This window comes from Streptomyces sp. NPDC049813 (assembly GCF_044465085.1).
Classification (GTDB): Bacteria; Actinomycetota; Actinomycetes; order Streptomycetales; family Streptomycetaceae; genus Streptomyces.
Map to the genome: position 1 here is coordinate 260,703 of NZ_JBITLI010000001.1, position 14,840 is coordinate 275,542.

Genomic DNA, 14,840 nt, shown 5'->3' on the forward strand with positions numbered 1-14,840 from the left:
GGCTACGGTTTCTGCCATGCCGGACGCCGAGGAAGTACGCGCCATCGCCCTGTCCCTGCCGGAGACGACGGAGAAGACCGCCTGGTCCATGCCGACCTTCCGGGTCGCGGGGAAGATGTTCGCCACGCTGCCCGAGGAGGAGACCTCGATCGCCGTGCGCTGCCCCAAGGAGGAGCGCGACGAACTGGTCCTCGCCGAGCCGCAGAAGTTCTGGATCGCCGCCCACGAGGCGTCCTTCGCGTGGGTCCGCGCCCGGCTCGCCGCGCTCGACGACACGGACGAACTGCGCGCGGTCCTCACCGACTCCTGGCGCCAGGCCGCCCCGCCCCGGCTGCTCGACGCCCACCCGGAGCTGGCGCAGGGGCCCACGGACTGAAAACTCCGTGGGCCCGCCGCGGCGCGCGTGGCATGATCCGTGCCCGTAGAGGCGGACGGGGCGGGCGGGGCGGGACGGAGTCGGGGCGGATGAGGCGGGGCGATGGTGCGGGGGCGCGCCTGGGCGGAGCGAAGCGGGGCGGTGGTGCGGGGGCACGCCTGGGCGGATCGCAGCAGGGCGATGGCGCGGGGCCGCGCCGAGGCCGGACGGAGCGGGGCAGGGGCAGCGATGCGGGGTCACGCCCAGGGCGGACGGAGCGGGGCAGGGGCAGCGATGCCGGGCCGCGCCCAGGGCGGACGGAGCGGGGCAGGGGCAGTGATGCCGGGTCACGCCCAGGGCGGACGGAGCGGGGCGGTGGTGCGGGATCGCGCCCAGGCCGGACCGGGCGGGGTGGCGGTGCCGGGCCGCGCCGGGGGAGCGTCTGGTCGCGGGAGTTCGGGCTGTTCTTCACGGCGCGGGCCGTCGCCAAGCTCGGCGACACCATGCTGCCCGTCGCGCTCGCCGCGGGCCTGCTCCAGTACGGGTACGGCGCGGGCGCCGTCGGCCTCGCGATGGCCGCGTCCGTCGGCTGCTTCGCCGGGCTCGTCATCTTCGGCGGCGTCGTCGCGGACCGCTGCGACACCCGGTGGCTGATGATCGGCGCCGACGCCGCCCGCCTGCTGACCCAGTCCCTCGCCGCCGTCATGTTCTTCTCCGGGCACGTCGTGCTCTGGCAGATCTGCGTCATCGGCGCCGTCAACGGCGCGGCCTCCGCTCTCTTCCAGCCCGGCGTCGCCAGCACCGTGCCCCGCCTCGCCGAGGACGTCCAGGCCGCCAACGGCGCGATCCGCGTCGCCGAGTCCGGCTCCCAGCTCGCGGGCCCCGCCGTGGCGGGCCTGCTCGTCGCGTTCGCCTCGCCGGGCCTCGTCTTCGCCGCACACGCCGGGACGTACGCGCTGAGCGCCCTGTGCCTGCTCCTCCTGCGCCTGCCCCCGCTGCCGCCGACGCCACCGGGCAGCGGCCCCTCCCACCAGCGCTTCCGCGCGGACCTCGTCCAGGGCTGGCGGGAGTTCCGCTCCCGGACCTGGCTCTGGGGCGTGATCGCCGTCTGGAGCGTCCTGATGATCGGCGCGACCGGCCCCGCCCTGCCCCTCATCGCGACGCAGGTCACCCAGGAGTACGGCCCGCGCGCCTACGGCCTGGTCAACTCGGCGCTCGGCGCGGGCACCGTCATCGGCGGCGTGATCGCCCTGCGGCTGCGCCCGCGCCACATGCTCCGGGCCGGCTCCCTGGCCCTGTTCGCCTACGCCCTGTTCCCGGCCGTGGTCGGTGCGGGGCTCGGCGTGCCCGGCATGATGGCGGGCTGCGCGGTCGCCGGGGCGGGCATGTCGTTCTGGGGCGTGATGTGGGCGACGAGCGTCCAGACCCAGGTCCCGCGCGACGTCCTCAACCGCATCCACGCCTACGACGTCGCGGGCTCCCTCGCCATGGCCCCGGTCGGCCAGGCGCTGGCGGGTCCCGCGGCCGACGCGTTCGGCACCCGCCACGTCCTGCTCGCCGGGGGAGTCGTGGCGGTCGCGTGCGCGGGGGCGCTGCTTGCCGTCCCGGCGATCCGCGGCCTCGTGCGGGCGGATCTGCCGCCGGTACGGGGCGTGTCCCTGGCGCTGCCGGAGCCGGGTGTGCCCGCGGTGCGCGGGGAGGGAGACGGCCCCGCGAGCCCTTAACCAGCGGCGCCCACGTTCAGGAAGCCGCTGATCCGCCGGCGTAGCGACGCGGGGTCGAGCCCGTGTGCGGCGACGTGCTCCTCGGGGTCGCCATAGCGCCGCAGCTCGCGGCGGCCCACGCCGAGTCCGAGCACGCGGTGCGGGAGATCGCAGAGCGCGTCGTTCGCGGCCGCCGCGGAAGTGCCCGCGAGATACGGCTCCACGAGCACGACATCGGCGGCGTCACCCGCGCCCACGGCACGGCGCAGGGCCACGGAGTCGAAGGGCCGCACCGTGGCGGCGTACAGCACGGTGACGTCGAGGCCGGCGGTCGCGGCCAGCACGTCGCCGAGCAGCGGCCCGACGGCGACGACCACCCCCCGCCGCCCCTCGCGCAGGGTCAGCAGCCGCTCACCGTCCACGGCGAACGGCTCCGGGTTTGCCTGCGTGGACAGCCGCACGTACACGCGCTCGTCACCGTCCCGCACGGCGTGCCGCAGCAGCGTCTCGGCCTCGTCGGGGTGCCCGGGCACGTGCACGGTCCAGCCGTCGAGCGTGTCGAGCAGGGCCACGTCGCCGGGCGCCATGTGCGTGAACCCGCCCGCCGACACGTCGTAGGACCCACCGGCGCTCACCAGGACCCCGCCCACGTCCTGATGCCCGAGATCCAGCTTGACCTGCTCGAAGGGCCGCTCCACGAGGAAGCTGGCGAAGGTGTGCATGACGGGGCGCATCCCGGCGAGCGCGAGCCCCGCACCCGCCCCGATGAGCAGTTGCTCCCGGATCCCGACGTTGATCACGCGGTGCGGATGGCGGCGCGCGGCGCCGGTGAAGGCGTCGCGCCCGATCTCGGCGAGAACGACCGCCACGCGGGAGTCCTCGTCCAGCAGCTGGGAGAGGACGGGGGCGAAACGGTCACGCATGGTGTCCATGGATCCTCCTACTTTTCTTGGGGCGAGATGACGGGCACGAACCGGCGACGACGTACGACGGGGGGCCTACGCCGTCGCCGCGGCGCGGGGACAACTTCAGCTGAGCCGCGGCTCGACGCGGGCGACGACGACGTGCGGTCGGCCCGGGTGCGGCGCGGTGAAGGCCTCGTACAGGGCGTCGTGGTCCCGGCCGTCCACGCTCAGGGTCGACCAGCCGGCGGCGTCGAAGCGGGCCGCGATGCCGCCCGCGCGGCCGTACGTGGCGGACAGGTTGTCGACCACGACGGTGTGCAGCCGGTCCAGGCCGACGGCTCCGGCGAACGCGACGGCCTCGTGGTTGCTGCCCTCGTCGAGTTCGGCGTCGCCGACCAGCACCCAGACGGCGGGCTCAGGCCGGCCCTGGGCACGCAGCCCCAGTGCCGTGCCCACCGCGATCGGCAGCCCGTGCCCCAACGACCCGCTGCCGATCTCCGCCCCCGGCACGAGCACCCGGTCCGGATGGAGCCCGAGCCGCGAGGCGAACGTCCCGAAGCCGTCCAGCCACTCGACCGGCACGAACCCCTTCGCGGCGAGCACCGCGTAGTACGCCATCGGCCCGTGCCCCTTCGACAGCAGGAACCGGTCCCGCCCCGGATCGTCGACCGTCTCGGGGCCGACCCGCAGCACCCTGTCGTAGAGCACCCACAGCACGTCGAGGGTGGAGGTGGCGGCGGGCCCGTGCTTCTCGTCGCCGGTCATGAGGCTCATCAGGCGGGGGAGGTCTTCGTAGCGGCGGGTGAGTCCGGGCCGGGGTCCTTGCGCTGTCGTCGTCATAGGGGCAGCGTGCGACCTCAAGCAAGCTTGAGGTCAAGCGCGCCCCGCGACCTCCCTCGGCCCCGGCCGCCCCCGCCACCCCGTAAGGGGTGCGCGACCACCGCCCCGAATGCGGTATGGTTTCGGTGCGCGTTCGGCCAGGGGAAAGCCCAGGTCAGCGGGTACCGGGACGTGGCGCAGCTTGGTAGCGCACTTGACTGGGGGTCAAGGGGTCGCAGGTTCAAATCCTGTCGTCCCGACAAGTTCGAACATCGAACGTCGCAGGTGAAGGGCCGTTTTCGAACGGCCCTTTTTCTGTTGCTCCCGTGCTCCCGTGCTCCCGTGCTCCCGTGCTCCCAGTGGGAGCACGGAGAGGGGGAGCGGGCTCTCGCTGTCCCCTTGTCCGTTTGCTCCCACTCGGGCCGATGCGCACATATTCGGTTTCTTGCACGCACGTTCACTTCGGTGTCCGTTTTGTTACCTGCGGCTCCTTGTCGATCGGGTGGCTTCTGGGGGTATGTGATTGCGCTCATGCCGCTGGTCACCCGTGCCTCCAGTGGGAGTGGGGTCGGGAGCGGCGGCCTCATATCCGCGAGCCGGGATATGGGGGCATGCGCATTCTTGACCCCATGTCCGATTCCGGTTGGGTGGTAGGCCGGTTTCTGGTGATGGCGGTTGCTGGATGCATGGAGATGTTGAGCGCAAGAGGCGAGAGGCTCGACGGTCCTCAGGGACGCGGTCCGTTGCGGGAGCGGGTTGACGTCTGGGCGCTGCCGCTGGGAGCTTCGCGCTGTCAGATGCGGAATGCCGACTGGAGCCGGGGGTAGGAGTGCTCGCCCGGTTGCGTCCGGGGGCGTCAGTTAAGACCTTGCGAGCTAAGGCGGCGTGACGGTCAGAGGCCGGAGTCGGCTGACGCACTCTTCACAATCTGCGATTCCCTCTTTACATTCAGTGAAAGTGACATGACATGTCCGGGATGGGACTCGGGCGTAGTCGAGAGTGGGGTGCGGTCCGGGGGTCCGTTCGAGTGCCGTCGGCCGCTTTTTTGTCCCAAGGGGGCGGCATGGCGGACCGAGCAGTTCGACGCGGCACGTATGAAGAAGCGGTGCGCGTGGCGGTCTCTGGTTTCGGGGCCGAAGTGACGCCCAAGCTCAGAGGCGGGGGGTGGAAGGAGGATCAGCTCCGTGGCCCGCTGGAGACTTTGATCAGGGGGGTTGGGCGACGGCTGGGGTTCACTGTCACGCTGGTCGGTGAAGTCCCACTCGTGGACCTGCGAGCCAGACCCGACTACGCGGTGCTGGTCGACGGAGCGCTCGTCGGTTACATAGAGTTGAAGGGGCCGGGACGAGGGGCAGATCCCTCCGCCTTCACCGGGGACAGCGCCGCCCAGTGGGAGAAGCTGCGGCTGCTTCCCAACGTCCTGTATTGCGACGGGGACGAGTTCGCGTTGTACCGCGGCGGTCAACTCTTCGGCAAACGTGCCGGAATGAAAGGCTCCGTCCTCAAGTCCGGCGCTCGGCTGGCGCCGGACGGAGCGGCTCTGTCCAGGGTGCTTCGTGACTTTCTCCTCTGGCAGCCCAAACCGCCGCGTAGCACCGCGCAGCTGGTTCGCTCTGTCGCTGGCCTGTGCCGTCTGCTCTGTGACGAGGTGGCCGAGTCGATGGTTCGGGAGAAGGCCGGCAGGCGCCGCCGGGTCTTCACTGAGATCGCCGAGGAATGGCGGCGCCTGCTCTTCCCTGAGACAACCGATGCTGAGTTCGTAGAGCAGTTCGGTCAGACCGTCGTGTTCGCCCTGCTGTTGGCAAGGGTCGAGGGCATCGCGTTCGAGGGCGAGTCGGTGCATGCGATTGCCACTAAGTTGGGCAAGCGGCACTCGTTGATGGGGAAGGCCCTGGATGTCCTCACCGAGGAGTCGGCGACCAGTGAGCTGTCGACGACGCTGGACACGCTGCTGCGGGTGGTGGGTGCAGTCGAGTGGAGCCGGCTTGATGACGGTTCCGGAGACTCCTATCTGCTGCTCTACGAAGACTTCCTGCAGATCTATGACCGTGAGCTGCGCGTCCGCACGGGCTCCTACTACACACCGCACGGTGTGGTCGAAGCTATGGTGCGCCTGACCGAGGCGATCCTGCAGCGGTCTTTCGGCATCGAGAGCGGGTTTGCGTCGCCGGAAGTAGTCGTGGTCGACCCCGCGATGGGGACGGGCACGTTTCTGTTGTCGATCCTCAGGCGGGCGGCCGCCACCATCACCGAGGAGGAAGGGCCTGGAGCGCTGGGTCCTCGACTTCGGCAACTGGTGGGTCAGCGACTCGTCGGCTTCGAGAGGCAAATCGGCCCGTACGCCGTGGCGGATCTGCGCATGCATGCGCTGTTGAAGGACCACGGTTCCGCGGCTCCGAGGCAAGGGCTGCGCCTCCTGGTGGCCGACACCCTCGACAACCCCAGGGGCGAGTTCAACTGGATCCCCCACACCTATCGCCCGCTCGCAGAATCGCGTCGTCAGGCCAACAAGGTCAAGCGGGACGAACGCGTCATGGTGGTCATCGGCAATCCGCCCCACGACGCCGTGACGCGCGGTGCCGGCAAATGGATTGAGGCAGGTGATCCGAACGTTGGTGAAAAACCACCGTTGGATGCCTTCCGGCTCGCGGGCAACGGAAGATACGAATCGAAGCTGACCAACCTCCATGTCTTTTTTTGGCGCTGGGGGACCTGGAAGGTTTTCGACGCGCATGATGACGCGCCGTTCGGTGTGGTCGCCTACATTACGCCCAAGGCCTGGCTGAAGGGCCGCGCATTCGCGGGAATGCGCCGCTACCTGAGGAGATCGGCCGATGAAGGATGGATCATCGATCTATCTCCCGAAGGCCAACGATCAGTCGTGGCGAACCGTCTCTTTCCCTCAGTGGCGCAGGAGTTGTGCATCGCGGTTTTCGTACGTCTGCGTGAAGGACACCGGGAGGACGGCGCTCGCGTGCACCACCTAAAGGTGCAGGGGCGCCGAGACGACAAGGCGGAGCGCCTACTCAACCTGACCCTCGATGATCCTGAGTGGCGCGACTGCGCACGGGGAGACACAGACCCCTTCCTTCCGGAAGGCGACGACCTATGGATGAGTGCGCCGCCGCTGACGGACCTCATGCCGTGGTCCTCGCGCGGAGTAACGCCGGGCCGGGTGTGGGTCTATGCGCCGGATGAGGCGACCCTCCGCAAGCGGTGGCGGATCTTCCTCAGCGCTCAACCTGCCGAGCGCAGGAGACTTCTCGGAGAGGCCAGGGACCGTACGATCGACAGCCGAGTCACACCGCTCGCCGGAACAACGGGTTACGACACCACTCCATTAAGACAGGAACAGCGGCCTCAGCCCCCTGCTGCCCGGATCGGTTATCGCTCCTTCGACCGGCAATGGGTCCTGCCGGATCACCGGCTCATGGTGGTCGCGCGCCCAGACCTCTGGCGGGTCCAGGGAGAACACCAGGTGTTCACCGTGGAGCAGAACGCGCACCCCGTCGTGGACGGGCCGGCTCTCGTGTTCAGCGCGCTGATCCCCGACATGCATTACTTCAACGGACGCAGTGGCTGCGTCCGTCCGCTCTATCGAGATGGATGGGCAGAGTGCCCCAACCTTGCTCCCGAGCTGCTTGACGCGGTTTCCCGACGGCTCGCCGTCCCGGTCACACCCGAAGACTTTCTGGCTTACATAGCCGGGGTGGTTTCCCACCCGGCCTACACGGATCGCTTTCGGGAGAACCTCGAAGACCCAGGCGTTAGGGTGCCGCTGACGGGAGATACCGCCCTGTGGGAACGTGCCGTTCGCCTCGGCCGCCGTGTGCTGTGGCTGCACACATACGGGGATCGCTTTTCCGATCAGGCAGAGGGTCGTACGCGTGAGGGGCTGAGGCTTTCGTCTGGCCGCCCTCGCTGTGTTGTTGAGATACCCGACACGGAGGCGGGCATGCCGCAGGCTCTCCGGTACGAGCCAGAAAATCAGCGCCTGTGGATCGGTTCTGGGTGTATCGAACCGGTACCGCCTTCGACCAGGGAATATCAAGTCTCCGGGATGAACGTCCTCGACAAGTGGTTCGGCTATCGCCGGAGAGAGCCAGCGGGAAAGCGCCGACTGGACCTCGATTTTGAGGTGGCTCGTCGGTGGTCTCCCGACTGGACAACTGAGTTGCTCACCTTGCTGAACATCCTTGGTCTGCTGGTGCAGCAAGAGCCGGCGCAGCGGGAACTGCTGGAGGCGGTCTGTTCCGGCCCTCTTATCTCCGTATCGGAACTGACGCAGGAGGGCGTTCTCCCAGTGCCACCGCGTGCACGAAAGCCCGTCAGGCCTGTCGGCTTGTGACTGTTCGCCCGCCGATGCGGGCGAACTTGGCTTCCGCCTGCTGCGGTTAGCCGCTAACGCGGTGAAGCCGTCACAACGCGACGGCCCGTACCCTGGCCCTGAGGTCCGACTTGTATAGCGGTAGTGGAACGGCGTCGAGTTGGCCGCTCATAGCGTTTCCGTAGGACGCCGGGCCGGGTGGCTCGTGAGGTTCCTGCCGCCGTTCCTGGTGGCTCATCGGGGGTGCCGCGGTTCCGGCGTCCGTCTACGCCCTGACTCAACAGAGGCCTGCCCCGGCCCGGTTGCTTCCCCGCTGTCCGAGGGGCCTTGACCCTTGATGTTGGACACACGAGACACTGGATCTAGAGGATCTGAGAACGGACATCGCGTTCGCGGGATCGATCATGCACACCGACCACGGAGCCCAGTACTTGAGCAGGGATTTTGCTGCAGCCTGCAGGTCAGCAGGGGGCCGACAGAGTATGAGCGCGGTCGGGTCCAGCGCGGACAACGCACTCGCCGAGTCCTTCAACGCGACCTTCAAACGCGAGACCCCGCAGGGCCGAAAGAGCCGGCCGACCGAGCGTGAGGCCCGACTCGAGGCGTTCAGATGGCTCCACCGCTACAACACCCGGCGTCGACACTCCCGCCTCGGACAGCAATCGCCCGACGCCTTCGAGAACACCTTCCACCCCACAGCTACTACGCTGTCACCAGCCGCATAACCCGTGTTCAGGATTCGGGGTCAAGGCCCCGGGGCGGTGCATGCGGCGTTGCCGGTGGCCCAGCCGACTGCCCCGACTGAGATGCGGAACCACTGGTTTCCTCGGCCAACTGACGCCTCCCCGCCCCGGCACTGAAGCTCCCTGCGACGCAGATCATTTCATTCGTGGCCGGGGTCATCCCGACCTCCGTCGGGATATTGCGAGCACCACCCCACCACAGGTCTGAACATCGAGCGTTGCATTGGCACGACCGGCGCCCTGACCGCTTTTACCGGAGCCGAATCTTCGGCACTCGCAACAGGTGCCGTTACGCCGCGGTGAACGTAGTAGCGTCTGTTGCCGTCGGCACGGGAACGACCTCCACGTACACCCCGCGTGCGGCGAGATCCCGTACCGTCTGGTGGAGCGTGATCTGCGAGAAGGCGAAGAGGGAGTCGGGGGTGACAGTCCTCCCCGACTTGTGCCGGACGGCGAGGACCAGCCGGCGGGGTGTGAAGTCGTCCGGCAGCTTGATTCTCCCGCCGCTGTCCTGGGTAACCCGGCGGATGAACTGGGCTCTGGCCTCGAACGAGTTGAGCAGGAGGTCGACGGCTACCTGGGCCTGCCCGAGGAGATGGCTGAAGGAGGCCGAGGACTCCGCTTGTTTGACGAGAATCAGAGTGCCGTCCGGCGTCAGCAGGTCGCAGATCTCGACGCGGTCGGTGCGTTTGAGGGGGTTGTTGATGAACTCGCCGTCCAGGAACAGCCAATCCGGCTGAGCCTTCACGACCGCCCGGTTGTAGGTCCGCTCGTTCGCGGCACCGGGCCAGGGCGGCAGGCCGTACACCGCGGCGTCGATGAAGATGCGCCGCAGGCCCTCGCGCACGGACTCGAGGTAGCCGACGCCCAGCTCGTACCACTCGCCGTCCAGAAGGCAGTACTTTCGTGAGCCGAGCGAGATGTCGGCCTGGATCCAGTCCAGGGCGTAAGTGGTCGCCAGAGGGGTGGAGTATCTGGGTGACGGGTCACGGTGAAGGGTCACCGTGCCGTCGCGCATGGCGGCGAGACGCGTGCCGGATCGGCGGATCCGGGCTCGGGTGAGGACGTAGCTCAGGTCGAAGGCGTCGGAAACGAAGGCGTCGGTGCTGCCGATGCGGGTCCGGTACGCGGTGGCTTCGGCGTACGCGCCGTGCAGGTCGAGGGGGACGGAGAACGAAATTCGTCCGTCAGGAGGAGCCCCGAGGAGACGGTCGAGGGCTGTATCGAGCGCGGCCCGGGTAAGGGCGTCGGTGACCGGGACGATGTGGTCGACGAATTCCAGTTCGGGATGCGGGCTGTCTCCTTGGCAGACCCGGGTGATGGTACGGAGATCCTCGACCAGGTCCGCCGGCTCGACGCCGAGGGGGAGTCGCAGGCCGACACCGCCCTGGGCGGTGCAGGCGCGGCCGTTCGCGTGGCGACTGCGGGTGAGCGGGACGTCGTCGAGGTGGCCGCCGAGGTGGCGGACCACTCGCGCCTGGTCACGGATGCCGAGTGCCGGAACTGAGGCGCCGGTGGGTACCAGGGAGATGTCGGTGCGAGGGCGGCCGAGTGCTTTGGTGACGGCGCCGCTGATGTGCCGGGGGTCGATCATCCGGATGGCGAATCGGAGGCCGAACCGTTTGTCCTTGAGAGCGTCGGGAACCAAGCGGTAACCGTTGCCGCAGGTCACGGCGTATACCTGGCCGTCGACGGCGAGAAGTAGCAGAGCGCCGGTACGGCGGACCGGCTCGAACACCGGGATTCCGGTGGTGCGGGCGTTCGGCGCGCACCAGGTGTCGGCCGGTTCCTCTTTGCCGTAGGTGAGGTAGACCGCCGGCACACCGAGGACCTCCGGCTGATGCAGCTCTGCTCCCAGTCGGTCGAGCTGTTCGTGGTCGAGGGCCTCGAACATGGCCTCCGGGGTGGGGGAGACCGTGCCGAGGCGGTAGATGGTGCGCACTGCGGTGTGGGCGGTCATGGGGATGTCTCCGAGCGGTGAGCGTTGAGCGCTGGCAGGGACACGGCGCGACTAGGCCGGACGACAGCTCGTCCGTACACGTTTACTTTGGCAATCCCCTGTGTACGTTGTCAACGCGAAACACGTGTTCTGTTTGCTGCGGCTCTGCGTGTACGGTGGGCTCATGACGGACCATGCCGTACCTGCCACCGGCCCCCTCGTCACTGGATCGGAGATCGCCAGGATCGCTGGGGTCACTCGCGCCGCCGTGTCCAACTGGCGTCGTCGCTACGAGGACTTCCCTGCCCCCTCGGGTGGCGCGGCGAGCAGCCCGCTCTTCGCACTGGCCGAAGTCCAGGCCTGGCTGGAGAAGCAGCGGAAGGGGCAGGACGTCTCGGTCGAGGTCCAGGTGTGGCAGGAGCTGCGGGCCGCCTACGGAGAAGACATGGTCGCGGGCCTCGCGGATGTGGCCGAACTGTTGTCGAAGGGGCATGGGCGACGGCCGTCGGGACTGCGCCTGCCGCGAGAGGTGGCGGAACGGGTTCGTACGCTCGCTGAAACCGATCGGCCTGTTGACGTCGTGAACGCACTGACCGAGCGCTTTGTCGACGCCGCCCGGCGTGCCGGATCGGATCAGTTGACATCGACCCGCCTTGCCCGCGCCGTACGCCACTTCGCCCCACCGCTTACGTCCGGAGCCACTGTCTTCGACCCTGCCTGCGGCATCGGACTGCTGCTCTTCTCCGTCGCGGACCAGGCTGACGTGCTCTGCCGTGGACAAGAAGCCGATGCCGACTGCGCGCGGCTTGCCAGACTGCGCGCCGCCCTGTCCTCGCTGCCTGACGCCCGGATCGAGGCGGGTGACTCGCTCCGGGACGACCGGTGGCCCGACCTCCGGGCCGAACTGGTGGTCTGCGATCCACCGGTGGGCGTCACCGGATGGGGCCGGGAGGAGCTCCTGCTCGATCCGCGCTGGGAACTCGGTACACCGTCCAAGGCAGAGGGCGAACTCGCCTGGCTGCAGCACGCCTACGCACACACTGCGCCGGGCGGGCACGTAGTGATCGTGCTGCCCGCCTCCGTCGCCTACCGCAAGGCCGGGCGAAGGATCAGGGCCGAACTGGTCCGCAGAGGCATTCTCACCCAGGTCGTCGCCCTGCCCCCGGGCACGGCGTCCTCACATGCTCTCCCCATCCACCTGTGGACTCTCCGACGCCCTGGGCAGGCCGACAGCCCCCGGACGACGGTGCGCCTGGTGGACCTCACCGCCAACGATCCCGACGCCGCCCTGGATCCGCGCGCCGAGCAGACCGTGGACGTCCCCTCGATCAGCCTCCTCGACGACGCGGTCGACCTCACCCCTGGCAGTCATCTCCAGGCCGGGCACCGCGACTACCCCGGCGAGTTCACGGCTCTCCGCGGCGATCTGGAGCAACAACTGCGCCGGCTGACCGCACTGCTGCCACAGCTCCGGCCCGGTGCCGGGGCGGGCTCGCTCGACGGCGCCACGGCAAGCGTCGCCGAACTCCTCCGTGCGGGCCTCGTGAGCTACGAAGGCCCGGAGCCCGTCTCGGCCAGCGACCAACTCGACACCGATTACCTGCGGGGCTTCCTGCGCAGCCCGGTCAACACCCGCCGTGCCACCAGCGCCTCCGGCACCTACCGGATGGAGGCCAAGGGCGCCAGGATTCCGCAGATGGCCGTTGAGGAACAGCGCCGCTACGGTGCCGCCTTCCGCGGCCTCGCCGAATTCGAGGAGACGATGCGGGCCGTGTCAGCGCTCAGCCGCCGGCTCGCCGACCTGGCCCGCGACGGGCTCTCCTCCGGCGCCCTGGCCCCGGAGGAGTGAGAGCAACCGGCGGCTCGGGAGCGCCGGAGCCGCCGGTTCACTCCTGAACCGGCAGGAACTCGCTCGCCTTCCCGCTCCAGCTCACGCTCAGCCCCTCGCGAGCCCTCGTACAGGCGACGAACAGCAGGCAACGCTCGCGCAGCAGATCGGCTTCGTGCTGCGGTGCGTCCGCCTCCAGCGGGGTGATCTCCCGGGCGAAGGGCACCGTTCCCGTCGTGACCCCGAGCACGGAGACCGCCCTGAACTCCAGCCCCTTCATGGCGTGCATGGTGGCCAGCCGGACCCCCGGCGTCTGCGCGGCGATCTGCCCCTTGACCCGCACCACCGGGATCCCGGCGTCCTTCAGCTTGGCCTCGGCCGCGTCCAGTGCCAAGTTGAACCGGGCGCACACCCCGATCTCGTGCGGTGCGAGCCCTTCACCGAGCCATGTCCGCACCCGGTCCACGAGCGCCGCGTACTCCTCCGCCTGTGTGGCGTACCCGCCGACCTCGGGGCGCCGGCCGCGCAGCAGCGAGCGGTAGCCGGCCAGGGAGTCGGTCCCCTCGCCTTCAAGCGCGTCCACGCTGACCGGGGCGAGCAACCGCGCCGACCAGACCAGGATCTCCTCGGTGGAGCGGTAGTTGAGGCGCAGGCGGAAGCTGCGTCCTGCGGTGGCGATGCCGAGCGATCCGAGCGTCACCCGGGAGTCGTAGATCCGCTGGTGCGGGTCGCCGGTGAGGAACAGATCGTCGGGGCCGGGCGCGACGGCGGCCCGGAGCACCCGCCACTGTGCGGGGTGCAGGTCCTGCGCCTCGTCCACCACCACATGGTCGTAAGGCGCCGGTCCTGCGGCGAGCAGGTCGGCCGCGCGGGCACAGACCCGCAGGTGCGTGGTGGCGCCGCGTTCCCGCAGCAGCTTCTCGAAACGCTCGACACCGCTCCATACGAGCCCGCGCCGTGCCGCTCCGAGGCCGGTGCCGCGTCCACGCCGGCTGGCCGCGAGGTAGCCGTCCAGATCGCGGATGTTCTGGCCGAGCACCACGTGACGGTACTCCTGAGCCAGGAAACGCGCCTGGAACGGCAGGTCCAGCTGTTTGACCACCTTTTCCCACAGCTGCCGCTGGTCACGGTCGCCCACCGGTTTCGGCGTGGAGCCGGTGTGCTGTCGCACCACGCCGTTGGCGTAGGCGTCGACGGTCGTGACATCGACCCGAGCGTGAAGGCGCTCGTCCTCTTCGAGAAGAAGCCCGAGCATGTCGCGCAGTCCGGCGGCCAGCGCGTTGGTGTACGTCGTCAGCAGGATGCGGCTCTCCGGTGACCGCCCGAGCAGGTGCTTCACACGGTGCAGCGCGGCCACCGTCTTCCCCGTCCCGGGGCCGCCGGTGACCTGTACCGGTCCGCCGTACGACGTGCGAAGGGCGACCCGCCGCTGGGACGGGTGCAGGAACACTCGCCAGGCAGCGAACGGCTTCGCCAGGACCTCCTCCAGCTCCTGCGGACCGGTGACGAGGCGGATCCGGGCCGTGGTGTTGCTGATGACCGTGGCGAGGTCCTCGACCGGCTCGGACGGTGCGTCCACCGGGCGGCGCACGGCCACCACATCCCGGTAGACCTCCTCCGGCGAGAAGCCCTCCGCAAGGTACTGCAGCACCTCCAGCTGGTCCTCGGGCAGCAGTGTCGCGAAGGCCTCCAGCTGTGCCTTGTCCGCCATCGAACGTGCGGCACGCAGCACCTGGGCGTCGATGCCCAGTTCGCGCAGGGTTCCGTCGGAGACGCCTGAGAAGAGCAGTTTCTGCGCCTTGCGGGACGCCGTTTCGTACAGCGGCGTCAGTTCGTCGAGTGCGACGGCGTCGCGTACCTCCAGGCCGCGGGTGGCGGTGTTCGCGCTGTACAGGCGCTTCGCCGCCCAGGTGTACGCGTCGTCGTGCGGCAGCACATGGACGAGGAGGAACAGATCACTGCCGTCGTCCGGAGCGAGGACCACACCGCGCCAGAAGTCGGTGATCCGGATGGTGCGCATCCGCCGGTCGCGGGCGTTCTCCACGGATTCCAGGTGCAGGCCCTTGTCGGCGTTGAGTTCGGCGACGGTGAGGGTCTGGAACTTGGCCATGGCCTTGCGCACGCCGGCTCTGACCGGCTTCTCCAGGGTGTCGTACCCGTCCCAGAAGCTCTGGGCGAAGGCGAGTCGGGGCATGGGCCGAGGGCCCCCTTTCGGTCGGTG

9 protein-coding genes and 1 tRNA gene are annotated in these 14,840 nt (G+C 69.2%); 6 read left to right on the forward strand and 4 right to left on the reverse strand.

Annotation, left to right across the window (positions count from 1 at the left end; all coding sequences use genetic code 11):
• The first annotated feature begins 16 nt into the window (after positions 1–16).
• Positions 17–376 carry an MmcQ/YjbR family DNA-binding protein gene (locus ACIBW6_RS01065; RefSeq protein WP_399055176.1) on the forward strand — a complete coding sequence of 120 codons (360 nt, stop codon included), beginning with the start codon at positions 17–19 and terminating at the stop codon, positions 374–376.
• 440 nt (positions 377–816) lie between these two features.
• Entirely contained in the window at positions 817–2,079 is a 1,263-nt protein-coding gene (locus ACIBW6_RS01070; RefSeq protein WP_399056365.1) for an MFS transporter, read from the forward strand.
• Here ACIBW6_RS01070 and ACIBW6_RS01075 read toward each other — a convergent pair.
• Both ACIBW6_RS01075 and ACIBW6_RS01080 read right to left on the reverse strand, forming a co-directional pair.
• Entirely contained in the window at positions 2,076–2,990 is a 915-nt protein-coding gene (locus tag ACIBW6_RS01075) for a transketolase family protein (RefSeq protein WP_399055178.1), read from the reverse strand. The two genes, ACIBW6_RS01070 and ACIBW6_RS01075, sit on opposite strands and share 4 nt — an antisense overlap.
• A 96-nt stretch (positions 2,991–3,086) precedes the next feature.
• Positions 3,087–3,803 carry a transketolase gene (locus ACIBW6_RS01080; protein WP_399055180.1) on the reverse strand — a complete coding sequence of 239 codons (717 nt, stop codon included), beginning with the start codon at positions 3,801–3,803 and terminating at the stop codon, positions 3,087–3,089.
• Positions 3,804–3,968: 165 nt separating this feature from the next.
• Between ACIBW6_RS01080 and ACIBW6_RS01085 the strand changes: the two genes are divergently transcribed.
• The 3 genes from ACIBW6_RS01085 to ACIBW6_RS01095 all read left to right on the forward strand — a co-directional run bounded on the left by ACIBW6_RS01085 (position 3,969) and on the right by ACIBW6_RS01095 (position 8,834).
• Positions 3,969–4,042 (forward strand) — tRNA-Pro (locus tag ACIBW6_RS01085).
• 803 nt (positions 4,043–4,845) lie between these two features.
• Positions 4,846–8,130 carry a type ISP restriction/modification enzyme gene (locus tag ACIBW6_RS01090; RefSeq protein WP_399055182.1) on the forward strand — a complete coding sequence of 1,095 codons (3,285 nt, stop codon included), beginning with the start codon at positions 4,846–4,848 and terminating at the stop codon, positions 8,128–8,130.
• A gap of 461 nt (positions 8,131–8,591) precedes the next feature.
• Positions 8,592–8,834, forward strand: a complete 243-nt coding sequence (locus ACIBW6_RS01095; RefSeq protein WP_399056367.1) for an integrase core domain-containing protein — start codon at positions 8,592–8,594, stop codon at positions 8,832–8,834.
• Positions 8,835–9,141: 307 nt separating this feature from the next.
• Here the strand turns inward: ACIBW6_RS01095 and ACIBW6_RS01100 are convergent, their stop codons facing one another.
• Positions 9,142–10,812, reverse strand: a complete 1,671-nt coding sequence (locus ACIBW6_RS01100) for a TIGR04141 family sporadically distributed protein (protein ID WP_399055184.1) — start codon at positions 10,810–10,812, stop codon at positions 9,142–9,144.
• Between the two features lie 163 nt (positions 10,813–10,975).
• Between ACIBW6_RS01100 and ACIBW6_RS01105 the strand changes: the two genes are divergently transcribed.
• Positions 10,976–12,640, forward strand: a complete 1,665-nt coding sequence (locus ACIBW6_RS01105; protein WP_399055186.1) for an N-6 DNA methylase — start codon at positions 10,976–10,978, stop codon at positions 12,638–12,640.
• Between the two features lie 37 nt (positions 12,641–12,677).
• Here the strand turns inward: ACIBW6_RS01105 and ACIBW6_RS01110 are convergent, their stop codons facing one another.
• Complete coding sequence (locus ACIBW6_RS01110; RefSeq protein ID WP_399055188.1) at positions 12,678–14,813, reverse strand: UvrD-helicase domain-containing protein; 2,136 nt, start codon at positions 14,811–14,813, stop codon at positions 12,678–12,680.
• Between the last annotated feature and the right edge of the window lie 27 nt (positions 14,814–14,840).